Consider the following 23,824-nt stretch of genomic DNA (forward strand, 5'->3'; position numbering starts at 1 on the left):
TCTTAGGGGCGGGCCGTATGTAGGCGAATATCGTTCGTTAAATGCATACAAGATGCATGCAGGGTTGTCATGTCGGGCGCTTATACCGGAGACTGCGGCAAAAGGGCTGGCGTGGAAGGGGCGGTCTCCTTACTGGCGTGCATCAAATGGTGCGACGGCCTGGCGAAGAAAATCAATCAGTTTGTTGGCCGCGAGCGAGCGTGGATGATTTTTGGGGGTAAGCAGCCAGAGATCGATGGTCGTTTCTGGCACGATGCGTCGCCTGATCAGCATATCGGGACCAAAATCGAGGCCAACAAAGGAAGGGACGATGGAAACACCCACGCCATTGGCCACGAAGCAACAGGCTGTCTCGGAAAGTGGAACTTCTATGCGGTTTCTCTTCTGCACGCCCTTGATCTGGAAGGCGCGGTCGATGGTCATCAACGAACAATCGTCGCGGGCCAGTGACACAAAGGGGTCGCTGCCGAGGTCTTCCAGATCAATGACGGCCTTGTCGGCAAGCGGATGACCGGCTGGCAGCACGCAGACCATTTCAAACCGCATGAGGCGCTCAGCTTCGACATTCGGGTGTTCAAACGGCAGCACGCTGAGGCCGATATCAACCTGTTGTGCGGCAACGAGATCGATGATGCGCGGGGAGGGCAGGCTACGCATGGTGAAATGGATATCCGGCTGGTCGGCGAGAAGCGGCGCGAGCGATTGCGCCAGAAACCGCGTGGTGAGCGCCGGCGGCGCAACGAGCGTTATCTCGCCCCACTCCTGATTTCGCACAGCATCGGCCAGCCGCGCCACCCGCGCCGTACCGGAAAACATCTTGGCGACCTCGACGGCGAGCATGCGTGCTTCGAGCGTCGGCGTCAGCCGTCCGCCGGAGCGAATGAAAAGCTGGAAACCGCAGGCATCGGAAAAACTGCGCAGAAGCTTGCTGACGGCCGGTTGCGAAATCCGCATCCGTTCGGCAGCAAGCGTAACCGACCCGGTTTCTATCGTGTTGTGAAATGCTTCGAGTTGGCGGATGTTCATGCAGGCGCTTTCGTCTGGAATCGGCAATATGAGGTTTGGTTATAATGACAGGATAATTTGATATTTGACAATTATACCCTGTCTCGCTTTTCTCCCTGCAAGAAAGCACGACGGGCCGCCAGGCGGTTCGTTTCATAAAAAGGGGAATGCGCATGAGACTGGCCCGTCCATCGGCCTTTGCTTCCACATTGGGGTCGGCGATGCTGGCCTTGTCGCTGTCGGCTCCCGCTCATGCGGGAATATTGTCGGTTTGCGTCGAGGGATCGCCGGAAATCTTCAATCCGCAGCTAAGCAGCAACGGCACCACATCGAACGTTCTTGGCAATATTTACGACAATCTCGTCTCGGTGAAGGCGAACAGTTCCGATCTGGAACCCTCGCTTGCGGAAAGCTGGACGATTTCGGATGACGGTCGCACCTACACGTTCAAACTACGCAAGGGTGTCAAATGGCAGTCCAATGCGCAGTTCACGCCAAGTCGGGATTTCAACGCGGATGATGTGGTTTTCACTTTCGACCGGATGATGAACCCGGATAATCCCTACGCCAAAATCAATGGCGGCAACTACGTCACATTCAACACCAAGCTTGCCGACATTCTGCAATCGGTAAAGAAGATCGACGACTACACTGTCGCCTTCACCTTGAAGGAGCCTTTGGCACCTTTTGTCGGCGTTATGGCGCACCAGTCGCTCGCTATCACCTCGGCGGAATATGCCGATGTTCTCCTGAAGGCTGGAACGCCGCAGACTTTCGATATGGACCCCATCGGGACAGGCCCTTTCGCCTTGCAGGCCTATCAGCAGGATGCCATCGTGCGGCTTGCGCCGTTCAAGGAAACCTGGGGGACGGCTATCGGCGATAAAAGTCGCACACCGATGGTCGACGCACTCATTATGGCGATCAGCACGGATGCGTCGGTGCGCCTGCAACGTGCACTTGCAGGCGAGTGCCAGATTGCGCTTTACCCCAATCTTGCGGATCGCGCGACGATCGAGAAGAGCGAAACGCTTGAACTCAAGCAGACACCGGTGGCCTCGACCGGCTTTATCGATTTCAACTTCCGTGACGAGAAGTTTCAGGACAAGCGCGTGCGAACGGCTCTTGCCGAAGCAATCAATGTCCCCACGCTGGTTGAGGCGGTCTATAGCGGCATGGGTGTATCCACGGGAGCGCTGATCCCGCCGGTTCTCTGGGGACATGCCAAGGATCTTCCGCCACACGAATATAATCCTGAAAAGGCCAAAGCGCTTCTGGCGGAAGCCGGTTATCCAGACGGTTTTTCAACGCAGGTCTGGGCCGTTCCGGTCTATCGGCCCTATATGCCGAATGGTCGCCGTGCTGCGGAAATGATCCAGGCCGACTGGGCCAAGATCGGTGTGAAGGCGGAAATCGTCTCTTTTGAATGGGGTGAATATATCCAACGCGCGCGGGCTGGCGAAGCGCCAGTCGCGATGTTTGGCGGTATTTATGATTTCCCCGACCCGAGCCAGATTCCCAACAATTATTTCATCTGCGATTCCGAGGGCAAGCCAAGTCCGTCCAATGTGGGCGCGTGGTGCGACAAGGAATTTATCAGTCTGATGAACGAGGCCGGCCGCGTTACAGACAAGGAGAAGCGCATCGAGCTCTATGAGAAGGCGCAAAGACGTTTCCACGAGGAAGCGCCTGCGGTCATTCTTGGCGGTGCCGACACGCTGACGACGGTTGCCAAAAATGTGAAGGGTTTCGAGCCCGCAATTTTTGGAACGAGCCGGTTCTCCGGTGTCACCGTGGAATAGTTGAAAAGTCAGGCGGTTCCCGATCCGTTTCGCCGGGGGCCGCATCAAACTGCGCATTCGCATGAGAGCAGATACGGGAGCAGATATGAAAGTCCTGATTATCGGTGCGGGCATACTTGGTGCAAGCACGGCCTACCATCTCGCCCGCAAGGGCATCGACGTCGAAATCGTCGACGCCCAGCACGAAGGCAAGGCCACGCTTGCCGGTGCCGGTATCGTATGTCCGTGGGCAACCAAGCTTGAGGATGGTCCATTTTACGATATGTATGTCGCAGGCGCTGCCTATTACGCAGCGCTGGTGGAAGGGCTCAAATCTTTCGGCGAAACCGATCTCGGTTATGGCAAGGTCGGCGGTCTGGTCGTTGCGGAAGACAGGCAGGAATTCGAAGCTGCCGCCGAGCGAGTAGCGCGTCGGGTCGCCAATGTTCCGGAAGCAGGCACGGTCGAGCATCTGAGTGCAGCAGCGGCGCGCGAGAAATTTCCGCCACTGCGCGAGGATATGGAAGCGATCTTCATTCCGGGTGCAGCGCGCGTCGATGCACGGCTGCTTGCAGCAGCCATGTTGCGCGCTGCGGCCTCTCTCGGAGCGAAAGTGCGACAGGATCGGGTTTCACTCGCTTTGAAGGACGGCAAGCCGGTTTGCTCGGCAGGCGACGGCACTGCGGTTGAGGCAGACGAAATCGTCGTGACCGCCGGTGCCTGGGCTTCGCAGATACTTGATCCGCTGGGTCTCGATCATCCGGTTGAACCGCAGAAGGGGCAGATCATTCATCTTCGCCTGCCAGGTGTCCAGACTTCAAACTGGCCGGTGCTCCTGCCCATGGGCAGCCATTATCTGCTGGCATTCGACGATTCCCGCGTGGTGATCGGCGCTACTCGCGAGGATAATTCAGGCTTCGATTATCGCGTAACGGCAGGTGGTGAGGCTGAAGTACTGAATGCGGGGCTGGCGGTGGCTCCGGGCCTTGCAACCGCGACCCACATCGAAACACGCATTGGCTTCCGTCCGGCATCGCGGAATATGATGCCCATTCTTGGCCGTATGCCAGGTGTCTCGGGTCTGACCGTTGGAAACGGGCTCGGTGCAGCCGGGCTCACCATCGGACCTTTCGCAGGCAAACTGCTGGCCGACCTTCTGACCGACGCGCCGCTCGACGTCGATCTTTCTCGTTACGCGCCTGCGTGACGGGTCATCTCATTTGAAATTCAATCCTGTAAGAGAGGTATAATCATGGTAACGCGTTACCGGAAGCACCGCATCATGCATGCGGCAGTGGAGCATAACGGTCTCATTTTCGTCGGCGGTCATGCGGCGTCCGATATTTCGCTCGGCATGAAGGAACAGACGCAGCAGGTCTGCGCCAAACTGGACGACGTGCTTGCCGAATGCGGCTCGGACAAGACACAACTCGTCTCGGCACGCATCTACATCAGCGACATGTCGAAGAAGGAAGAGATGAACGAAGCCTGGCTCGAATGGCTGGATGGGGACGACCTCCCCGCCCGCGCCACGATTGGCATCGCCGATCTGGGCGACCCGAAGCGATTGATCGAAGTCGTGGTCGTTGCGGCCAAGAACTGAAACCATAGTCGAAGGGAGCGCTGAGGCGCTCCTTTTTGCTTCTAATGAAATTTGAGCGTCATTATCAGGAATAACTTCACCTGTTTGATCCAGATCAAAGAGGTTGGCAGGCGACAGGTCTAAATCCCGTGACGTGGCGTGTTAAAGCCGAGACGGCAGGTGCGCCAATCGATGGAGATCAGGACGAAAATGCGTAACCTCGCGATCAAATTTGCTGCAGCAGGCATTCTTGCGGTGCTGGCGGCCCCAGCCCTTGCCGAAAATATCGAAGTTCACATGCTCAACAAGGGTGCCGAAGGTGCCATGGTTTTCGAGCCCGCCTATATCAAGGCCAATCCCGGCGACACGATCACCTTCATTCCGGTGGACAAGGGACATAATGTCGAATCCATCAAGGATATGATCCCCGAAGGGGCCGAAAAATTCAAAAGCAAGGTCAATGAGAACTATGTGCTGACGGTTACCCAACCCGGCGCATATCTGGTAAAGTGCACACCGCATTATGCCATGGGTATGATCGCGCTCATAGCTGTCGGTGACAACCCGGCCAATCTCGACCAGATCGTTTCGGCCAAGAAGCCGAAGATCGTTCAGGAGCGGTTGGATAAGGTCATCGCAAGCGCCAAATAAGATTGACCGAAAACTCTCGATGAGCCGAACTTGAACCGGCTTCATGACGAGGACATCATGACCAGACAGCCAAGCCTGCAGGCAGTACCTGCTGCGATGCCATCCGATCAAAAAGGTATGCCGCGCGGACTGAAAATGACCGGTCCCGTCCTCCTCAGCTATGGCTTCCGCCCATTCTTTCTGGGCGGAGCCATATGGGCCGTTCTGGCCATGCTCTTCTGGATATTGTCACTGACACTCGGAATGCCGCTCGGCGGCTCCTATGGCGGGTTGAACTGGCACGCCCATGAAATGGTGTTCGGTTTTTCCTCCGCCGTTCTGGCTGGCTTTCTGCTGACAGCCATTCCGAACTGGACAGGCGGCCTGCCGGTATCGGGCACACCGCTCGCCATTCTCTGCGGGGTATGGCTTGCAGGACGGCTCGTCTTTCTCGAGCCTGACCTGATTGATGTGCGCTTTGCAGTCGCTGTCGAAAGTCTGTTTCTGCCCTCGCTGCTTTTCATCTGCGCGCGGGAAATTATTGCCGGGCGCCAATGGAAGAACCTGAAGGTGCTCGCTGGCGTGGCAACGGTGATGGTTGCCAATCTCGTCTTCCATTATCTGATCCTGACCGACGGTGACGTGGCATTGGCCAACCGCATCGGGGTCAGCGCCTATGTCCTGCTGGTTATGGTGATTGGTGGGCGCATTGTGCCAAGCTTCACCCGCAATTGGCTCAACAAGATGGGGGAGACGCGCTTTCCGGTGCCTTTCAACCGCTATGACGGTTTCAGCATTCTCGTCGGAGTGGCCGCCTGCGTTGGCTGGATCGCCGCTCCCGACCAGACGATAACGGCGGTGCTGGCGTGGATTGCAGCCCTGTTTCACATCGTGCGGCTTTACCGCTGGCGGGGATGGTCTGTGGCGCGGGAAAAGCTGCTGCTGGTTCTTCATGTCGCCTATGCGTTCATCCCGCTCGGTTTCATCGCCATCGGTCTCTCGGCCATTGATCGCCTCAATCCCTATTCCGCACTGCATGTCGTGACGGTGGGGGCGATCGGCTGCATGATGCTGGCGGTCATGACGCGGGCCACCCGCGGTCATACCGGGCGCGAACTCACGGCTTCCCCCGTCACGCAGGTCGCTTATCTTTGCCTTGTCGCGGCAGCGCTGATCCGTCCGCTGGCGGAAGTGATGCCGAATTTCTTCCACACCATCCTCGCCGCATCGGCTTTACTCTGGATGGGCGCTTTCGGGCTTTATGTTCTGGAATACGGTCCAATGCTGTTACGCGAGAGACGTCAGCGCATGGCCGGGGCGTAATCCGCCGCATCTCGATACCATTATAAGGAGCAGTCCGTGGTCATCTACGGGCTGCTTTTTAGTGTTTCGGGAGGTGAGTCGCGACGCCAAAGCGGCGTTTCGGCCCGTTCGAGGGGGCTAGAACAGGGGTGTGGAAAGAAAAATCACACTCAAGATCACATTTAAATCGTTATAATGTTATGGCCGTATTGTTATGCTTTTGAAACGGTGTTACCGGAATTGGTGCCTGAGAGGCTGGCCTTAAAAGGACTGCGAAATCTCAGGCAGCACGGGCGTAATGCGCTCTGGCTTTGTTGTTTTTACGCATTTCCGCACCGAACCGGGTTTCGTTTGCTGGACATGCTCAAGGCTTTGCTTTTGGCAAGGAGGTTGCCGCCGATGAATTTCGCCCCGCCCGTATCAGATATGCTGCAACTCGCCAACTGCATTCGCGCTCTCTCGATCGATGCCGTCGATGCCGCCAATTCCGGCCATCCGGGAATGCCGCTCGGCATGGCCGACGCTGCAGCCGTTCTGTTCTCGAAGCATTTGAAATTCGACGCATCGGCTCCCAACTGGGCAGACCGCGACCGTTTCGTGCTCTCCAACGGCCACGGCTCGATGCTGCTTTACAGCGCGCTTTATCTGGCGGGCTACAAGGATGTGTCCATCGACGAACTGAAGAACTTCCGCCAGTGGGGTTCGAAGACCGCCGGTCATCCGGAATATGGTCATACAGAAGGCGTTGAGCTGACCACCGGCCCGCTCGGTCAGGGCCTCGCCAGCTCGGTCGGCATGGCAATCGCCGAACGCGCGCTCGCCGACCAGTTCGGCAAGGATATCGTCGATCACCGCACTTATGTGTTCTGCGGCGACGGCTGCCTCATGGAAGGCGTGGGACAGGAAGCGATCTCGCTTGCCGGTCACCTCCGCCTCGGCAAGCTGATTCTGCTTTATGATGATAACGGCATCACCATCGACGGCAGCACGGAAATCGCCTTCACCGACGATATTCCCGCCAAGTTCAAGGCGTGCGGCTGGAACGTCGAAAAGGTTGACGGTCACGATCACGACGCTATCGATGCGGCGCTGACGCGCGCCAAGGCTCAAGCCGACCGCCCGACGCTGATCGCGCTCAAGACCGTCATTGGCTACGGTTCGCCAAATCGCGCCGGTACGAGCGGCGTGCACGGCGCGCCACTGGGTGCGGCTGAAAATGCCGCCACCAAGGCAGCACTCGGCTGGACAGCGGAAGCTTTCGAAATTCCGGCCCCGCTGCTCAATGCCTGGCGTGAAGCCGGTGCGCGTGGCGTTTCGGACCGTGAAGCATGGCAGAAGCGCGTCGATGCGCTGCCTGCAACCGAACGCGCCGAATTCGACCGTCGTATCGCTGGCGTTCTGCCGGAAAGCTTTGCAGCGGTCGTTGGCGATGCCAAACAGCGTCTCCTCGACAAGCCGCAGAATGTTGCGACCCGCAAGGCAAGCCAGATCGCGCTTGAAAGCCTGACGGCGGCGCTGCCGGAAATGATCGGCGGCTCGGCTGACCTTACCCATTCGAACCTTACCCGCGTTCCCGCCGTCGACAGCGATTTCACGCCGGAAAAGAGCGGTCGCTATGTCAGCTATGGCGTGCGTGAATTTGCGATGGGCGCGGCCATGAACGGCATCGCGGTCCATGGCGGTTTCATCCCTTACGGCGGCACCTTTATGGTGTTCTCCGATTACGCCCGTAACGCCATCCGCCTTTCGGCGCTCATGGGCGTGCGTGTCATTCATGTGCTGACACACGACTCCATCGGTCTCGGCGAAGACGGCCCGACCCACCAGCCGGTCGAACATCTGGCCAGCCTGCGCGCCATGCCGAACCTGCACGTCTTCCGCCCGGCAGACACGATTGAAACGCTGGAATGCTGGGCCGTGGCGGTTTCCGATCCGCATACGCCTTCGGTTCTGGCCCTGTCACGCCAGAACGTGCCGCAGCTTCGTACCGACAATGGCGAGAACCTTTCCGCACGCGGTGCCTATGTGCTGCGCGAGGCAAAAGGCGAGCGCCAGATCACATTGCTTGCCACGGGTACGGAAGTCTCGCTCGCTGTGAAGGCTGCCGAAAAGCTCGCAGAAGAAGGCATAGCCACGGCGGTTGTCTCCATGCCGAGCTGGGATCTGTTCGAAAAGCAGAGCAAGGACTACCGCAAGGGTGTTCTGGGCGATGCGCCGTGCATCGCTGTCGAGGCCGCAGGCAAGTTCGGCTGGACACGGTATGTCGACAGCGAAGACGATGTGATCGGCATGGATGGCTTTGGCGCTTCGGCACCGGCCGAGGTGCTCTATGAAAAATTCGGCATTACGGCCGAGGCGATTATCGCCCGCGCCAAATTCTTGCTGGAGCAGGGCAAATGACGATGGCTGGCAATTTTTCTCCACTGGTTCTGGTGGGCGATAGCGATCGCGTGGAAGCAGAAGCAGTCGGCGCCTATCTCGACAACTGGGCTGGCAAGGACGGCTTGCGTCTTGCGACCGCCGACGCCATCAAGGCTATTCTTGCTGGCGCAACGCGGCTCGCCGGTCGCATTGCACGCGGTTCGCTTCCCGGCGATCCGGGCAAGCTTGTCGGCGTCAACAGCGATCAGGACCAGCAGAAGTGCATTGATGTCGGTTCGCACAATCTGTTCGTCGAGCTGCTGATTGCGGCGGGTGCAGCCTCCATTCTTTCGGAAGAAGCGGACCTCCCCGTTGCAGGCAAGGCCGATGGGCTGATTGCCGTTGCCATCGATCCGCTTGACGGCTCGGGCAATGTGGGTCTCGGCGCCCCGCTTGGCACGATTTTCTCGATTTTCCCGGCTGATACGGCAGAGCCGTTTTTGCAGCCCGGCAACCGCCAGATTGCTGCCGGTTATGTTTCCTACGGCAATTCGGTCGATCTCGGCTTTTCAGTCGGCGAGGGCGTGATCTTCGCGACCTTCGATCCGGCAAGCGGGATTTTCTATATCACGCGCCGCAATGTGACGCTGCCGGAGCGCACGTCGGATCTGGCGTTCAATGCATCGGTCCAGCGGCATTTGTCCGCTGGCATGCAGGCCTATGTCAACGACGCATTCCTTGGAAAGGATGGTCCGCGCGGGCGTAACTTCAACATGCGCTGGCTCGGTGCTGCGGTGGGCGACATGCACCGCATCATGCAGCGCGGCGGCTTGTTCTTCTATGTGAATGACAGCCGCCCCGGCTACGAAAAGGGCCGCTTGCGGCTCGTCTACGAAGCCAATCCTATTGCTTTCCTCGCCCGTGAGGCGGGAGGCAAGGCGACCGACGGTTCGAGATCCATTCTCGATATCGTCCCGCAAACCTATCACGAGCGCAGTGCGCTGGTGTTCGGCGTGGCCGAAGAGGTGGATATCCTCGGCGAATACTTCGCCAAATAACCTGATCTGACATCGTCTGGAGCATTGGAAATGCTCCATCCATTTGTTTTACGCGCATCTTGTTCCGAAAACCGTTTCGCACTTTTCGGGATGCGCTCTAGGAGGCTAGAAATGGCGCGCATTACGCTGCGGCAATTGCTCGATCACGCCGCTGAACAGGGTTACGGCGTCCCGGCATTCAACATCAACAACATGGAACAGGCGCTTGCCATCATGGAAGCGGCGGATGCCGCCGATGCGCCGGTGATCCTGCAGGCTTCGCGCGGCGCGCGTTCCTATGCAAACGACATCATGCTCCGTCACATGATGGATGCTGTGACGGAAATCTATCCGCATATTCCGGTTTGCGTGCATCTGGACCATGGCAACGAAGCTGCCACCTGCATGACCGCCATCCAGGCAGGCTTCACATCCGTCATGATGGACGGCTCGCTCAAGGCTGACGGCAAGACGCCTGCCGACTGGGACTACAATGTTTCAGTCACGCGTCAGGTCAGCGAGATGTCGCATCTTGGCGGCATTTCGGTGGAGGGTGAACTCGGCGTTCTGGGTTCGCTCGAAACCGGCATGGGCGATGCAGAAGACGGCCACGGCGCGGAAGGCGTGCTGTCGCACGACCAGCTTCTGACCGATCCGGATGAAGCTGTGAAATTCGTGCGCGAAACCAAGGTCGATGCGCTGGCAATCGCCATGGGCACGTCGCATGGCGCCTACAAGTTCAGCCGTAAGCCGGACGGTTCCGTCCTCGCCATGAATGTGATCGAGGAAATCCATCGCAAGCTGCCAAACACGCATCTGGTCATGCATGGTTCGTCTTCGGTGCCGGAAGAGCTGCAGGAAATCATCAACAAGTATGGCGGCAAGATGAAGCCGACCTGGGGCGTTCCGGTCGAGGAAATCCAGCGTGGCATCAAGCATGGCGTGCGCAAGATCAACATCGACACGGACAACCGCATGGCGCTGACCGGCCAGATCCGCCGCGTCCTGCAGGAAGATCCGAGCGAATTCGATCCGCGCAAGTACCTGAAGCCTGCAATGGCTGCCATGACCAAACTCTGCAAGGAGCGCTTCGAGCAGTTCGGCACTGCCGGTCATGCTGCCTCGATCCGTCCGATCCCGCTTTCCGAAATGGCAAAGCGCTATCGCGATGGTTCGCTGGACCCGAAGTTCAGCTAGAGCATGTCTCCCAAAAGTGGGAACCGGTTTTGGGATAAAGACATGCGTAAAAACAAAGAGATAGAGCGGTTCCAGCGACTCCGTTTTAACCGGAACCGCTCTAGATTCTGCTGTTAAACCAAGTCTCGCTGAGACTTGGTTAAGCCCGTGCGGCGATTGAGCATCTTAGCGCCCTGCTATAAGCCAAAAGAAAAGCGGCCTGATGGCCGCTTTTTGTTTTCAAGAGACTGAATAATCAGCCCTTGTTGTACTTCGCGTCAACTTCGTTGATCGCGTTGACATTGCCAGCCGAACGGCCCTTTTCGTCAAAGGTCTCAGCGAGGAAGGCGTCGGCAATGGTCTTGGCCACTTCAGAGCCGATGACGCGGGCGCCCATGGTGATGATCTGGGCGTTGTTGGAAAGCGCTGCGCGCTCTGCCGAATAGGTGTCGTGCGTCAGCGCGGCGCGGATGCCCGGAACCTTGTTGGCTGCAATGCACACACCGATGCCGGTGCCGCAAACGAGGATGGCGCGGTCATAGGTGCCATCGAGAACGGCGGAAGCCACGCGGTCGGAAAGGTTGGCGTAGAATGTATCTGCGCCGGCGTCTGTGCGCGAGATTTCCGAAACCTCGAAGCGATCCTTGAGGTGATCGGCCAGAACCTTGGCCAGACCCTCTCCGGCGCTGTCGCCTGCTACTGCTACTTTCATAGTGGTACTCCTTGATTTACTGGATTTTGGCGGCGCACTTGGCCAGAATGTCGAGATAACCTTCGACGTTCCATGCCGAGCGACCGATGAAAAGCCCGTCAATGTGCGGGCAGGCAATCAATTCTTCGCAATTGCCCGGATTGACCGAGCCGCCATAGAGGCAAGGCACGCGACGACCGAGCACGCTTTCTGCAACCGCAATGATTTCCGCCTGGCGCGCATCGGCATAATCCGCTGATGCCGGGATACCATTTTCGCCGATGGCCCAGACCGGCTCATAGGCAAACAGGATTTCCGCCTGCTTCTGATCGTCGGAAAGCTTGGACAATGCGCCTCGCACTTCTTCTTCAAGCACTTCCGCGGCGCGTCCGCTTTCGCGGTCTTCCAGCGTCTCACCGATGCAGATGAGCGGGATCAGGCCGTGGCGCACGGCAGCCTCGACCTTGAGGCCGACCGTTTCGTTGGTTTCACCGAAATGTTCACGGCGTTCGGAATGACCAAGTTCGACGATATCGAGATTGCAGTCCTTGAGCATCAGCGGCGAAATCTCGCCGGTCCATGCACCCTGATCGGCCCAATGCATGTTCTGCGCGCCGACCTTGACGGAAGTGCCGGACAGGATTTCCTTTACTTCGCGCACGGCGGTAAACGGCGGGATGACGAAACGCTGAATGTCGGTCGAGCGGCTTGCATCGGCAGCTTTCAAGGCTTCGGCGAAAATGCGGGCCTCGGCCAGTGTCTTGTTCATCTTCCAGCTTGTGCCAATCCAGAATTTGGTCATGCTCAATTTTCGTCCTCTAGGTTTATGCGCAGTCGTCAGCGATGGTCAGTGCAATCCCAGCCTGTTCAAGATCGGCCAGTACAGTCGCGTCGGGGGAGGCATCGGTTATGATCGCGTCGAAATCGGAAAGATCAGCCATCACATGCAGGGCAGGGCGTCCGAACCGCTGGTGATTGACCAGAAGGCAGGTGCGGGCGGCGGATGCCGTCATGGCGCGCTTGGTGCGAACAACATTCTCATCCATGTGATAGACGAGCTTGCCATTGACTGCAGGCGAGGAAATGAAGGCGATGTCGGCGCTCAGATGCGACAGGGCCCCTTCCGTCAGGATGCCGAAAAACGCATTGAACTTGGCTGAATAGGTTCCGCCGAGCGCAATCAGATTGATCCCGTTCTCGCCCTTCAGTTCATCGACGATGACGGCATTGTTGGTGATGACTGTCAGCGGGCGCTTTTCCAGAAGCATGCCGCCAAGGACAGCCGCCATGGAGCCGTCATTAATCATCACCGTCATGCCGGGTTCAACAAGCTCAAGCGCGGCACGCGCCATTTTCTGCTTCGCTTCGCCGTCCTGCCGTTCGCGGAAGCGGAAATCGCTTTCAAATTGTGTGCCGGTATCGATCGTCGCGCCGCCGCGTACCTTGCGCAGCACGCCGGTATGTTCCAGCGAATCCAGATCGCGATGGATCGTCATTTTGGAAACAGCAAACCGATCCGCCAGATCGTCGAGATCGACGGCCTGATTTTCGATCAGAAGGTTGATGATTGCCTGTCTTCTGTCGTCGCGCTTCACGCTCTCGTCCGATCTCATTGGCGGAACATTTATCGCGTGAAGTTAGATCACAAAATCACAAAAAAATCCATTGAAAAAATGTTATTATGTTATTTTCCGCTCGGCTGTTCAACGAGCGCCTTTGCCGTGCGCTCATCGGTGATGAGGCCGTAAAGACGACCGCTTTTCAGCACGGCGCGGATGGCTTCCGCTTTGGAAATTCCACCGGCAAGGCCCACGATTCGGCTCATATCCGCGTTTTCGACCGATGCGGCGATGGTGCGGGCGGTCAGCGCTGTTTCGAGGCGCTGGCCATTGGCGTCAAAGAAATGGCCGAGCATTTCACCAACACCGCCGAGGCTGGCGATCTCTTCCACTTCAGCCAGTTCTATCATGCCGGATGTGACAAGCTGCGCCTGTGCATCGACTGTGCCGATGCCGACGATCTTCAGTTCGGCCTGGCAACCCATGTCGAAAACTGTGGTGACGCCGCGCTGTGCGAGCAGCACTTCGCGGTCTTCTGCCGTGTTGGCGAAGAAGGGCACCGGCATCACATAAGCAGGCATGCCGGTCTTTTCGGCGATGCGGTGCATCACGTCATGCGGGTTGGCGGCGAAATTGCGCGTCAGGCCGCCGAGCAGCGACACGAAGCGCAGGTCATTAGCAACGACGCGGGGCATATAGCTGACTGCGGCTGAGAGCGTGCGGCCATGACCGATGCCGATGACTTCATGGTCGCCATGCTCGATCTCGCGCCGCAGAAAATCCGCACCCGCATGGCCAAGCGCCATGAGCGGCAGGCCTTCCTCGCCAATGTCAGGCGCAACTTCGCAATAATCGAGGCCGTACATATCGGCGAGGCGGTTTTCGAGGTCGATACATTCGGTTATGTCACCGTCGATACTGACCTTCACCGCACCGTCCGCGACGGCTTTGGCAATAAGGCGATGCGCTTTCACGGAGGGCAGACCAAGGCGCTTCGCAACGGCTGACTGGGTCATGCCTGCCACGAAGTGAAGCCATGCGGCGCGCAGCGCCAGTGAATCGTCAGCATCTGCCATTGAAAGCGGTCCGGTTCCTTAAATTGTCTATATCTTCAAGTCCTTAGCGCCGGTGTCAATGTGCGGAGCCCAGAAAGCCACACTTTCCGCAATCTGCGGAATGACTTCACGGTCGTTCGGCTCGCGTTCCTTGAACGACAGTTCGAGGCAGATTTCATTGTCCACCGCGCCGCCTTCGGCAAAGGCTTTCAGAAGCGGTTCCGGCTGGATGCGCCCTTTGGCATTGAACGCGGCGGTGAACGGACGATGCCCGCCCTTGTCCATCAGGCTCTGCTTGATGTGAATGATTGGCGAGACTTTCGGCACGACGCGTGCCCAGGCGTAGGGATCGAAATCGTCCGGATTGGCGGATGTCACATCGCCATGGTCGATATCGGCCATCATCCACATCGGAATTGCCATGTCGGCAGCGGTAAGGCGGTTCTGAAGCTTCATGCTTTCGGCAATCGTCTCGCCAAATTCACGCCCGATGCTCATCGGTTCCCAGAACACATAGTCGAGACCGGCACGGCTCGCATGTTCGGCGACTTCCGCCCAGCAGTCGATCGCAATCTTGATAAGCTCTTCGCGGCGCGCAGCGTCGTCGAAATCCTTATAGGTGAAGATCGCAAACTGCGTGCCGACCGATTTGCCGCCAAGATCGCCGATAATGTCGGCAAAGGTCTTGAACCAGTCGATATAGTAGCGGCGCACTTCTGCATCCGGATGGCCGAAATGGTTGAGGCGGCCATAGGGGCCGGTCATGCCCGAAGTGACCCGGACGCCGGTGCGCTGCAAGGCCTTGCCCATATCGCGGGTGAGACGGCGGATGGTTGAAGCCTGCCAGCTTGGATTGATGAACTCGTGTGTGAGCTGGAGGTCACGCAGGCGCAGATCGCGCGCAACCGTTTCGATCAGATCATCCGGCTCGGCAAAGCGATTGACCAGCGGATTGGTGTTCAGCGAAAGCGTAAGAGCCATATCGTCCTCAATTTAGTCCGCAAAGCATGTCGTTATCGGAAAACCGGTTCCCACTTTTCCGCGACATGCTCAAGCGGCGATTCCAGCGTTGTCGAACCATTCCACGAAAGCGGCGCGTTCGGCTTCGGTCAGGTGCAGATAATGCTTGGTGCGGCGATAGAGGATGTCTTCTGCCGTCTTTGCCCATTCCCTGGCCACCAGGTAGCGTACTTCCGCCTCATGGAAATTGCCGCCGAAATGATGGCCAAGCCCTTCGAGATTCTGTGCGCCTGCAACAACGTCTTTCGTGCGCGCGCCGTAGAGACGACCGAAATGCTGGACGAGCGTGCGCGGCATCCACGGATAGGTGTCGCGCAAACTATTGGCGAAGGTTTCATAATCGGCATTGGCGATTTCGCCGCCCGGAAGCGGTGCGCCATGCGTCCAGTCGCCGCCCATCTTCGGGAAGATGTGCTTGAGGCGATGCATGCCGCGCTCTGCCAACTCGCGGAACGTGGTGATCTTGCCGCCAAAGACGTTGAGCAGCGGCGCGTCGTTGGTTTCGTCGAGGTCGAAGACATAATCGCGGGTGACGGCGGAAGGGTTGCCCTTGCCATCGTCGAACAGCGGGCGAACACCAGAGAAGGAATGCAGCACGTCTTCGCGCCTGAGCTTTTCCTTGAAATAGCGGTTCACCGCAGTCAGCAGATATTCGATTTCCTTCTCATCCGCTGCAACGTCTTCGGCACGGCCTTCATAGGCGATGTCGGTGGTGCCGATCAGCGCCTTGTCGCCCTCATAAGGATTGATGAAGATAACGCGCTTGTCGTGGTTCTGGACGAGATAGGCATTTGCGCCCGACCAGAATTTCGGAACGATGATGTGGCTGCCCTTGACGAGACGCACATTGCGCGACGAGTTGGAGCCGGCGACATTGTGGATGACATCCGTAACCCATGGTCCGGCGCAGTTGACGATGCAGCGCGCGTGGAATGTACGGGTTTCGCCCGTGTCGCGGTTTTTCGTTTCCACGATCCAGCCGCCTTTTTCGCGACGAGCGGAGACGACAGGCGTGCGGGTCAGAATGGTCGCGCCTTTTTCAGCAGCGCCAACCGCATTCAATGCAACGAGACGGGCATCATCGACCCAGCAGTCGGAGTATTCGAAGCCCTTGGTATATTGGTCGAGGATCGGCGTGCCTTCCGGATCGCGTCGCAGGTCGAGCGTGCGTGTGCCGGGAAGCTTCTTGCGACCGCCCAGGTGGTCATAGAGAAACAGGCCAAGCCGCACCAGCCAGGCGGGGCGGTCCTGCGGGCTGTGCGGCAGCACGAAACGCATCGGCCAGATGATATGGGGGGCAGCGTTCATCAGCACTTCGCGCTCGATCAGTGCTTCGCGCACAAGGCGGAATTCATAATATTCGAGATAACGCAGGCCACCATGCACCAGCTTGCCGGAGCGCGACGAAGTTCCCTGCGCCAGATCGTCTTTTTCCGCCAGCACCACCTTGAGGCCGCGACCGGCGGCGTCACGGGCCACGCCCGCGCCGTTGATACCGCCGCCGATGACAAAGAGATCGCAGGTTTCCGGTTCAGCCATTTCATGCTCCTTCGGATGCAATCGCATCCCACAGTCTATATGTGCCGGAAGGGAGGTCCGGCCTTATTCGTTTTGTTCACCGCATTTCCGAACGCAAAACCGCTTCACACTTTTGCTGGAAATGCTCTATCAGAAGCCAGCTTGTCCCAGACCGGCGTCAGTGCCAGTCGGGCTTCCTGATAGGCAACGAAGAGTTCTTCATAGTGCTTTGCGCGCGGACCATCCGGGGCCTCGCAAGGGCCAAGCAGCGGCTCGACCCATTCCGCAATACATGCATCCATGCTCGGATAAGCGCCGATGGCTACCGCAGCCATCATGGCAGCACCTGCGGCTCCCGCCTCTTCACGCGAGGAAACGCGCACCGGCGCATTCACTGTTGCGGCAAGAGTGCTGCGCAAAGCCTTTGAGCGTGCGGCACCGCCGGTGATGCGCAGTTCGGCGGGCATTTCACCCATGGCCGTGTAGCAATCGCGCGTTGCCATTCCGAGGCCCTCGACAACCGAGCGCACCATTTCCGGGAAACGGTCGCGGCTGGAAAGACCGACGAAACCGGCCCGGGCATAGGCATTGACGAAGGGACCGCGTTCGCCCGCTTCCGAAATATACGGATGATAGAGGATTGCACCCGGACGGCTGGCATTAAACCAGTCATCAAGGCGGGGAATGAGGTCACTGAGCGAAACAGGCTTGTCTGGCGTCGACATGAGATCGGCAGCAACCTGCAATATCCAGTCGATGTTGATCGTCGCCCCCATATTGGTCTGCACCTGCGTGACGATGCCGGGAATGGGCAGCGCGATGACGTAGCCGGTGCCTTCCTTGTTCAGGTGGATGTCGGCAATCGGCTTGGCACGCATGTGCACGCCTGTGGAACCGATGGTCGAGCATCCGGCTCCTGCCGTTCCGCCGCGCACGCCTGCGCCGAGTGCGGTCATCGCCATATCGACATAGGCAAGACTCACCGGCGTTCCTGCCCGCAAGCCCGTTGCTGCTGCCGCTTCGGGGGAAAGCGGATGCTGCACTTCGGTGCCGTCGATGATTTCCGGCAACAATCCACGCCGTTTCGTCAGGCCGAGCGCGTCGATGACGACATCGTCATACTGGCGATTGCGGAAATTGCCGAAGGTGAAGCTTGCTTCCGAGGGGTCGGTGGCGCGAATGCCGGTGAGATTGAGATAGAGCCAGTCCTTGCAGTGGAGCGCGACTTCGGCACTGTCCAGAAGCTCGGGCGCGATAGCGTCCATATGCGCCATCTGCGAGCCCTGCTGGCAGGTGTTCAGCCCGGTGCCGGTCGCTTCAAAGCGTGCGCGGTTCATCGGGTCAGCGGCAAGCCGCGTGACGGTGGTTGCCGCGCGGGCATCGAGCCACAGCCAGGCATCGCCAACAGGCTGGTTGTCGCGACCGACAAGCCAGGTTCCGTCGCCCTGACCGGTTACGGCTATTGCCGCAGTGCGTTCGGCAAGGCCCGGCATTTTCGCGCCAAGGTCGCGCAATGCGCGCGCGCAATCCTGCCACGTTTGGGAAAGCGATTGCGTGACGGCACCATGGTCGCCGGTATCGTATTTGTTGCGAACAGCCGCAGACTCAATCTGGCGCCCGGTGAGGTCGAAAGCGACTGCCTTGAGCACGGAGGTGCCCGCGTCGATCCCGATGATGATGTCACCTTTCTCACGCATGGCGGCTATGTGCTTTCATTGACATTTGGATTCCTCCCGCGACTGAAAATGCGTCGCTCGCGGCCCCGTTTATAATGAAGTCGGGCAATGGCGTATGCAGGAGATAACATAACGCTATCACCTTGTCTGTAAAATTTTCGAGAGAGCGCATTTTTTTTCACCAAAGAGTGAATGTGGGGAAATTCGCTATGCCTCCAAAGGCGGTTTCTGCTCAGATTTTCTTCAATCCATTGCTTCATTTTGGCAGCTGGATCATATCAAATTATTGAAAATAAAAGGAAAAAATTCCGACTCTGATTGCGTTTCAGTTTGGCTTGGCAAGAAAAGGGTGCACTGTGAATCGTGCGAGTGTTAACGAATTATGTAGTGGATTTCCCTATATCGTGATCGGGATTCCGCATGAAATTGTGCTAATTCACCGGTGTTTCGAAAACATCCGATTGACAGCTTTCGAGCTTTATAACATCATTATTGGAGTTAATAACACGCCGCTATCATAAGTTCCGATTGCGGCGCATCTGTTCCAGGATGCACGGAGGAGCGGGGCCCTGGAATTCATGTGGAGGCTATCATGATCTCGTCCGTCGCATCCTGCACCGCTTTGGCGGAGGCTTTCGCCTACCCGGCAAGCGCGATGGCTTTGGTCGAGGGTGGTCCCCGGGCGGTTTAATTCAGCCGCATCATCCGTTTCCATAACGACAATACGGCAGAATTGCTGAAGGCGTTTGATAATGAGTGCACAAACCAGTCAAGTTTCACAAAAACCCGCAAAGCTGAGCCGCGCCGTCGTCTGGAGCGTGATCGCTGCGGCGGTGGTTGTCGGCGCGATTGCCTTCGACACGAAGGTCGTGAAGATCGGGTCTGATTCCGATGTGCGCCAGCAGGCTTTCTCTCCCGATGCCTATGGCACGTCCGAATTCCCCAAGGTGAAGGCCAGCGTCGAGCAGCGCGCCGTGGATGCAGTGGAAGTTGGAACGGCTCTCGCCGCCGACAAGGCCGCAGCCGGAAAGAAATATGGCGTGGGCGACGTCAATCCGGTTGTTCCGGTCAAATTCACGGGCACTGTCGAAGAGCGCAAGTCCAACTACAATGTCGTGAAGGTCGATGGCCTGCCGGAAGGCATTGTCATCCGTGTCCAGACCGGCCCCGCCGTCAACGGCACTGATCTGCGCGATGCGACCGGCGAAATCCAGTTCGGCCAGTTCAAGAACCAGATCGAATATCAAAATGCCGGTTCTGCCCTGAGCAACGAGATGAAGAAGCAGGTGCTTTCGGGCATCGATGTCGAGAATCTCGTCGGCAAGACCGTGACGGTTGTTGGCGTGTTCAAGGTCGTCAATCCGAAGAACTGGCTCGTCACGCCAGTGGGGCTCGAAGTGAAATGAGCACCGCTTCTAAAATCGAAGGCAAAAACGGCGATGTCGTTCTTGCCGCGCACAACGTCGCCAAAGCCTATGGTCGCATTCATGCCTTGAAGGGCGTGAATTTCGAAATCCGCCGTGGTCAGGTGACGACGCTTTTCGGCGAAAATGGCGCCGGTAAATCGACGCTGATGAAAGTGCTTTCGGGCGTCATCCAGCCGACTTCCGGCACGATCATTCTCGACGGCGAGCCGGTAACGTTCAATTCGTCTACCGAAGCCCGCGATCTCGGCATCTCGATCATCCATCAGGAATTGAGCCTCGCGCCCAACATGAACGTGCGCGACAACATCTTCATGGGACGCGAAATCCGCACCGCCACCGGCGTTGATTTTGCCGAGGAAGAACGACTGACGCGCGAGCTTCTGAAGGAGCTGGAAGAAGACATCGATCCGCTGACGCCGGTTGAGGAACTTCGTCTTGGCCAGCAGCAGGTCGTTGAAATCGCCCGCGCTCTTTCGGTCAATTCGCGCATTCTTATCATGGACGAGCCGACTTCGGCGCTCAGCGCCTCGGAAGTGGAAGTTCTGTTCAAGGTCATTCGCGACCTGACGGCGCGCGGTGTCGCCATCGTCTACATTTCGCACCATCTGGAAGAAGCGTTGCAGATCACCAATCATGCGGTGGTGCTGCGCGACGGAACCATGACGGCCTATGCGCCGCGTGAGGAAATCGATCTGGAATGGATCGTGCGCAACATGGTTGGCGAGAACTTCGATCTCGGCTCGCCTCCGACTGGATATGACTGGGGCGATGTCGCGCTTTCTGTCGAGAACCTGACCGTTCCCGATCCGAGTGGCGCGGGCTTCTCGCTAGTCGACCGCATGTCGCTCAATGTGCGCGCGGGTGAAATCGTCTGCATTTACGGTCTCATGGGCGCCGGTCGCACAGAGCTTCTGGAAACCGTTGCCGGTCGTCTCAGGGCAAGCGGCGGACGTGTTCTCCTGAAAGGGCAGGATGTTTCCGGCCTCACCATCGCGCAGCGTATAGAGAAGGGCCTTGTGCTGGTGCCGGAAGATCGCCAGCGCGACGGTCTCGTCCAGACGATGACGGTCGGCAAGAACCTGTCACTCGCCAGCATCGCCGAAATGACGAAGGGCCTCTTCACATCGCGCAAGCGTGAAAAGCAGATTGTCGATCAGTCGATCAAGAATGTGCACATCAAGACGGATGGCGGCGAAGCGACAATCGGTTCGCTTTCCGGTGGTAACCAGCAGAAGGTCGTGATCGGCAAGATGCTGGCAACCGAGCCGGAAGTCATTCTGCTCGATGAGCCGAGCCGCGGCATCGACATCGGGGCGAAGGCGGAAGTGTTCAAGCTTCTGGCTGAAAAGGCGAAGCAGGGTCTGGCTGTCGTCTACACGACTTCGGAAGTCGGCGAATGCCTCAGCATCGCTCATCGTATCATCGTCATGCACCGTGGACGCATCTCTGCCGAATTCGGATCGGACGTGTCCAAGGAGAAGATCATGGCCGCCTCGGGCGAAGCCATGGTCGGTCACTAAAGCATTTCCAGCAAAAGTGCGAAGCGGTTTTGCGCGGGATAATGCGAATATAAAAGAACATAATCCCGAAAAGTTGCAGACTTTTCGGACAAGATTATGCGTTAAAACAAAAGGATAGAGCATAAGACCCGACAAAGTCGGGTTGTTAAATGCTCTGGTTATGGAGCACTGATAGAATGTCAGTCACGAGCACCAACAAAGAAACAGCGGCTCCGAACGGCGCGAAGCGGAAACCCGGCATCGTGCATCTGCTGCTCGAAGGTCGTGCATTTTTTGCACTGATCGCGATCATCGCAGTTTTCTCGTTCCTTTCGCCTTATTATTTCACGGTCGACAACTTCCTCATCATGTCATCGCACGTGGCCATTTTCGGCCTGCTTGCCATCGGCATGCTGCTCGTCATCCTCAATGGCGGCATCGATCTTTCCGTTGGCTCCACATTGGGGCTGGCCGGTGTGGTCGCCGGTTTTCTGATGCAGGGCGTGACGCTGCAGGAATTCGGCATCATTCTCTATTTCCCGGTATGGGCCGTGGTTCTCATCACCTGTGCGCTCGGCGCGTTCGTCGGCGCGGTCAACGGCGTGCTCATCGCCTATCTGCGCGTTCCGGCCTTCGTTGCGACGCTCGGCGTTCTCTATTGCGCGCGCGGCGTGGCGCTTCTGATGACCAATGGCCTGACCTACAACAATCTCGGCGGACGTCCGGAACTTGGCAATACCGGCTTTGAATGGCTTGGTTTCAACAAGTTGTTCGGCGTGCCGATCGGCGTTCTGGTTCTGGCGGTTCTCGCCATCATCTGCGCGATCGTTCTCAACCGCACAGCATTTGGCCGCTGGCTCTATGCATCGGGCGGCAACGAACGTGCGGCCGAACTTTCCGGCGTTCCGGTCAAGCGCGTCAAAGTGTCGGTCTATGTCATTTCCGGTATCTGCGCTGCCATTGCAGGTCTGGTTCTTTCTTCGCAGCTTACGTCGGCTGGTCCGACGGCAGGCACCACTTACGAACTGACGGCAATCGCTGCCGTGGTTATCGGTGGCGCTGCGCTCACTGGGGGGCGCGGTACTATACAGGGCACACTTCTCGGCGCTTTCGTGATCGGTTTCCTTTCCGACGGCCTCGTGATTATCGGCGTGTCCTCCTACTGGCAGACCGTCTTTACCGGCGCGGTGATCGTGCTCGCGGTTCTGCTCAACAGCATTCAATACTCCCGGCGATGATCGATAGCGGCTCTGTCCACCGTTCCGGATGGAGCCGCGAAAACAGCCGGGCGTATCGAAAGACTTCCAAAAGGGCACAAGATCTCGAAAACGGCCTGATGGAAATGAGTACCGCCGGGGAACCGGCATAACGCAAACGAAAAATGTTAAGGGAGTGAGACCATGTTCAAGAAGGGAATGCGCGTTCTGTTCGCCGCTGCGGCAGCGTTGCCTCTCATCGCCAGCACGGCCTGGGCCGAAGGACTGATGACGATCATCGTCAACGATCCGTCCAATCCGTACTGGTACACCGAAGGTGAAATTGCCAAGAAGACCGCTGAAGGTCTCGGCTACAAGGCTGTTGTCGGTGGCCACAAGGGCGACACCAACACCGAAAGCAACCTGATCGACACGGCTATCACCAACAAGTCGGTTGCCATCATTCTCGATCCGGCCAATGCGGACGGTTCGGTCGGCGCGGTCAAGCGTGCAATCGCCGCCAATATCCCGGTTTTCCTCGTCAATGCGGAAATCAACCAGGAAGGTCTGGCCAAGGCACAGCTCGTTTCCAACAACGCACAGGGCGCCGCTATCGGTGCGACCCAGTGGGTCGAAAGCGTTGGCGACAAGGGCAAGTATGTCGAGCTGTTCGGTTCGCCATCGGACAACAACGCCGCAACGCGCTCGAACGGCTATGAAACCGTTCTGTCGCAGTATCCAGATCTGGTGAAGGCCGGTCAGGACGTCGCCAATTGGGACCGTACCCAGGGGCACGACAAGATGCAGGCTCTGCTTCAGGCCAATCCGGACATCATCGGCGTTATCTCCGGTAATGACGAAATGGCTCTGGGCGCAATTGCTGCTCTGAAGAAGGCTGGCAAGCTGGATCAGGTGAAGGTCGGTGGTTTCGACGGCTCGCCGGATGCGGTTGCAGCCATCAAGGCGGGTGAACTGCAGTACACCGTTCTGCAGCCGGTTGCCGTGTTCTCGGAAGCTGCCGTCAAGCAGGCCGACAACTTCATCAAGACCGGCAAGACCGGTGTGGATCATGAAAAGCAGCTCTTCGACTGCATCCTGATCACCAAGGACAATGTCGACAAGTACACCTCGCCGTTCGTTCTCGAACAGTAAGGTTTGAAAAGGCGCATCCCGGCAGCAGAAAGCTTTCGGGATGCGCATTTCCAGAAGTCCCTCTCCTCAAGAAAGTCCCATGCAATCACTCGCTGGATTTTGGGGCTGAAGACCGCGCAATATAAAGCCTATCAGGCGATTCCGAAGCTTTCGGAAC

General features: G+C 57.9%; 20 protein-coding genes and 1 pseudogene. 12 read left to right on the plus strand and 9 right to left on the minus strand.

Annotation, left to right across the window (positions count from 1 at the left end; all coding sequences use genetic code 11):
• Window positions 1-129: 129 nt before the first annotated feature.
• Window positions 130-1,026 carry a LysR substrate-binding domain-containing protein gene (locus F9K94_RS08620; protein ID WP_151644947.1) on the minus strand — a complete coding sequence of 299 codons (897 nt, stop codon included), beginning with the start codon at window positions 1,024-1,026 and terminating at the stop codon, window positions 130-132.
• Between the two features lie 152 nt (window positions 1,027-1,178).
• Between F9K94_RS08620 and F9K94_RS08625 the strand changes: the two genes are divergently transcribed.
• The 8 genes from F9K94_RS08625 (at window position 1,179) to fba (ending at window position 10,895) form a co-directional block, all read left to right on the plus strand.
• The gene (locus tag F9K94_RS08625) at window positions 1,179-2,807 is read left to right on the plus strand and encodes an ABC transporter substrate-binding protein (protein ID WP_151644949.1); all 1,629 of its coding nucleotides are present in this window, start codon (window positions 1,179-1,181) and stop codon (window positions 2,805-2,807) included.
• An 85-nt stretch (window positions 2,808-2,892) separates the two neighbouring features.
• On the plus strand, window positions 2,893-3,993 hold the full coding sequence (locus F9K94_RS08630) for an NAD(P)/FAD-dependent oxidoreductase (protein WP_151644951.1): 1,101 nt from the start codon (window positions 2,893-2,895) through the stop codon (window positions 3,991-3,993).
• 45 nt (window positions 3,994-4,038) lie between these two features.
• On the plus strand, window positions 4,039-4,389 hold the full coding sequence (locus F9K94_RS08635) for a RidA family protein (RefSeq protein WP_109986718.1): 351 nt from the start codon (window positions 4,039-4,041) through the stop codon (window positions 4,387-4,389).
• A 189-nt stretch (window positions 4,390-4,578) separates the two neighbouring features.
• A complete protein-coding gene (locus tag F9K94_RS08640; protein ID WP_151644953.1) occupies window positions 4,579-5,019 on the plus strand; it encodes a pseudoazurin in 441 nt (146 codons plus the stop codon).
• 57 nt (window positions 5,020-5,076) lie between these two features.
• Window positions 5,077-6,321, plus strand: a complete 1,245-nt coding sequence (locus F9K94_RS08645) for an NnrS family protein (RefSeq protein WP_151644955.1) — start codon at window positions 5,077-5,079, stop codon at window positions 6,319-6,321.
• Between the two features lie 378 nt (window positions 6,322-6,699).
• Window positions 6,700-8,700 (plus strand): transketolase, encoded by a 2,001-nt coding sequence (gene tkt, locus F9K94_RS08650; RefSeq protein WP_151644957.1) that lies wholly within the window; start codon window positions 6,700-6,702, stop codon window positions 8,698-8,700.
• Window positions 8,697-9,719 (plus strand): class 1 fructose-bisphosphatase, encoded by a 1,023-nt coding sequence (locus F9K94_RS08655; RefSeq protein ID WP_151644959.1) that lies wholly within the window; start codon window positions 8,697-8,699, stop codon window positions 9,717-9,719. The genes tkt and F9K94_RS08655 overlap by 4 nt, the downstream gene beginning before the upstream one ends.
• 111 nt (window positions 9,720-9,830) lie before the next feature.
• Window positions 9,831-10,895: a class II fructose-bisphosphate aldolase gene (fba, locus tag F9K94_RS08660; protein WP_109986723.1), complete on the plus strand. Its 1,065-nt coding sequence runs from the start codon at window positions 9,831-9,833 to the stop codon at window positions 10,893-10,895.
• A gap of 235 nt (window positions 10,896-11,130) precedes the next feature.
• On the opposite strand, the gene derI is transcribed toward fba, so the two are convergent.
• From derI to F9K94_RS08700, 8 genes and pseudogenes are all read right to left on the minus strand, one after another.
• Window positions 11,131-11,586, minus strand: a complete 456-nt coding sequence (derI, locus tag F9K94_RS08665; protein ID WP_010660865.1) for a D-erythrulose-4-phosphate isomerase — start codon at window positions 11,584-11,586, stop codon at window positions 11,131-11,133.
• Between the two features lie 16 nt (window positions 11,587-11,602).
• Window positions 11,603-12,367, minus strand: a complete 765-nt coding sequence (locus F9K94_RS08670) for a triose-phosphate isomerase (protein ID WP_151644961.1) — start codon at window positions 12,365-12,367, stop codon at window positions 11,603-11,605.
• Between the two features lie 22 nt (window positions 12,368-12,389).
• A complete protein-coding gene (locus F9K94_RS08675; protein WP_061346708.1) occupies window positions 12,390-13,160 on the minus strand; it encodes a DeoR/GlpR family DNA-binding transcription regulator in 771 nt (256 codons plus the stop codon).
• Window positions 13,161-13,249: 89 nt separating this feature from the next.
• Window positions 13,250-14,200 carry a sugar-binding transcriptional regulator gene (locus F9K94_RS08680; protein WP_151644963.1) on the minus strand — a complete coding sequence of 317 codons (951 nt, stop codon included), beginning with the start codon at window positions 14,198-14,200 and terminating at the stop codon, window positions 13,250-13,252.
• Window positions 14,201-14,227: 27 nt separating this feature from the next.
• The gene (locus F9K94_RS08685; protein ID WP_151644965.1) at window positions 14,228-15,160 is read right to left on the minus strand and encodes a sugar phosphate isomerase/epimerase family protein; all 933 of its coding nucleotides are present in this window, start codon (window positions 15,158-15,160) and stop codon (window positions 14,228-14,230) included.
• Window positions 15,161-15,229: 69 nt separating this feature from the next.
• The gene (locus F9K94_RS08690; RefSeq protein WP_151644967.1) at window positions 15,230-16,738 is read right to left on the minus strand and encodes a glycerol-3-phosphate dehydrogenase; all 1,509 of its coding nucleotides are present in this window, start codon (window positions 16,736-16,738) and stop codon (window positions 15,230-15,232) included.
• 104 nt (window positions 16,739-16,842) lie between these two features.
• Complete coding sequence (locus F9K94_RS08695; protein WP_151644969.1) at window positions 16,843-18,414, minus strand: FGGY-family carbohydrate kinase; 1,572 nt, start codon at window positions 18,412-18,414, stop codon at window positions 16,843-16,845.
• A gap of 663 nt (window positions 18,415-19,077) precedes the next feature.
• A pseudogene (locus F9K94_RS08700) lies at window positions 19,078-19,166 on the minus strand (ATP-binding protein); the annotation flags it as partial.
• Between F9K94_RS08700 and F9K94_RS08705 the strand changes: the two are divergent.
• The 4 genes from F9K94_RS08705 (at window position 19,146) to F9K94_RS08725 (ending at window position 23,667) form a co-directional block, all read left to right on the plus strand.
• Complete coding sequence (locus F9K94_RS08705; protein WP_151644971.1) at window positions 19,146-19,799, plus strand: DUF2291 family protein; 654 nt, start codon at window positions 19,146-19,148, stop codon at window positions 19,797-19,799. The pseudogene F9K94_RS08700 and the gene F9K94_RS08705 overlap by 21 nt on opposite strands.
• Complete coding sequence (locus F9K94_RS08710; protein WP_151557000.1) at window positions 19,796-21,340, plus strand: sugar ABC transporter ATP-binding protein; 1,545 nt, start codon at window positions 19,796-19,798, stop codon at window positions 21,338-21,340. Before F9K94_RS08705 ends, F9K94_RS08710 begins: the two co-directional genes overlap by 4 nt.
• A gap of 176 nt (window positions 21,341-21,516) precedes the next feature.
• Complete coding sequence (locus F9K94_RS08715) at window positions 21,517-22,557, plus strand: ABC transporter permease (RefSeq protein ID WP_061346700.1); 1,041 nt, start codon at window positions 21,517-21,519, stop codon at window positions 22,555-22,557.
• A 162-nt stretch (window positions 22,558-22,719) separates the two neighbouring features.
• Window positions 22,720-23,667 carry a D-ribose ABC transporter substrate-binding protein gene (locus F9K94_RS08725; RefSeq protein WP_061346699.1) on the plus strand — a complete coding sequence of 316 codons (948 nt, stop codon included), beginning with the start codon at window positions 22,720-22,722 and terminating at the stop codon, window positions 23,665-23,667.
• The last annotated feature ends 157 nt before the right edge of the window (window positions 23,668-23,824 follow it).

This window comes from Brucella tritici (genome assembly GCF_008932285.1).
In the GTDB taxonomy this organism is placed as follows: domain Bacteria; phylum Pseudomonadota; class Alphaproteobacteria; order Rhizobiales; family Rhizobiaceae; genus Brucella; species Brucella tritici.

Excerpts from the sequence above, each read along its gene's own strand:
- F9K94_RS08685 (WP_151644965.1), bottom strand. The coding sequence starts at position 15,160 with ATGGCTCTTACGCTTTCGCTGAACACCAATCCGCTGGTCAATCGCTTT.
- F9K94_RS08680 (WP_151644963.1), bottom strand. The coding sequence starts at position 14,200 with ATGGCAGATGCTGACGATTCACTGGCGCTGCGCGCCGCATGGCTTCAC.
- F9K94_RS08655 (WP_151644959.1), top strand. The coding sequence starts at position 8,697 with ATGACGATGGCTGGCAATTTTTCTCCACTGGTTCTGGTGGGCGATAGC.
- derI (WP_010660865.1), bottom strand. The coding sequence starts at position 11,586 with ATGAAAGTAGCAGTAGCAGGCGACAGCGCCGGAGAGGGTCTGGCCAAG.
- F9K94_RS08640 (WP_151644953.1), top strand. The coding sequence starts at position 4,579 with ATGCGTAACCTCGCGATCAAATTTGCTGCAGCAGGCATTCTTGCGGTG.
- F9K94_RS08620 (WP_151644947.1), bottom strand. The coding sequence starts at position 1,026 with ATGAACATCCGCCAACTCGAAGCATTTCACAACACGATAGAAACCGGG.
- F9K94_RS08710 (WP_151557000.1), top strand. The coding sequence starts at position 19,796 with ATGAGCACCGCTTCTAAAATCGAAGGCAAAAACGGCGATGTCGTTCTT.
- F9K94_RS08705 (WP_151644971.1), top strand. The coding sequence starts at position 19,146 with ATGAGTGCACAAACCAGTCAAGTTTCACAAAAACCCGCAAAGCTGAGC.
- F9K94_RS08645 (WP_151644955.1), top strand. The coding sequence starts at position 5,077 with ATGACCAGACAGCCAAGCCTGCAGGCAGTACCTGCTGCGATGCCATCC.
- F9K94_RS08635 (WP_109986718.1), top strand. The coding sequence starts at position 4,039 with ATGGTAACGCGTTACCGGAAGCACCGCATCATGCATGCGGCAGTGGAG.
- F9K94_RS08725 (WP_061346699.1), top strand. The coding sequence starts at position 22,720 with ATGTTCAAGAAGGGAATGCGCGTTCTGTTCGCCGCTGCGGCAGCGTTG.
- F9K94_RS08625 (WP_151644949.1), top strand. The coding sequence starts at position 1,179 with ATGAGACTGGCCCGTCCATCGGCCTTTGCTTCCACATTGGGGTCGGCG.
- F9K94_RS08630 (WP_151644951.1), top strand. The coding sequence starts at position 2,893 with ATGAAAGTCCTGATTATCGGTGCGGGCATACTTGGTGCAAGCACGGCC.
- F9K94_RS08715 (WP_061346700.1), top strand. The coding sequence starts at position 21,517 with ATGTCAGTCACGAGCACCAACAAAGAAACAGCGGCTCCGAACGGCGCG.
- F9K94_RS08690 (WP_151644967.1), bottom strand. The coding sequence starts at position 16,738 with ATGGCTGAACCGGAAACCTGCGATCTCTTTGTCATCGGCGGCGGTATC.
- fba (WP_109986723.1), top strand. The coding sequence starts at position 9,831 with ATGGCGCGCATTACGCTGCGGCAATTGCTCGATCACGCCGCTGAACAG.
- F9K94_RS08695 (WP_151644969.1), bottom strand. The coding sequence starts at position 18,414 with ATGCGTGAGAAAGGTGACATCATCATCGGGATCGACGCGGGCACCTCC.
- F9K94_RS08670 (WP_151644961.1), bottom strand. The coding sequence starts at position 12,367 with ATGACCAAATTCTGGATTGGCACAAGCTGGAAGATGAACAAGACACTG.
- tkt (WP_151644957.1), top strand. The coding sequence starts at position 6,700 with ATGAATTTCGCCCCGCCCGTATCAGATATGCTGCAACTCGCCAACTGC.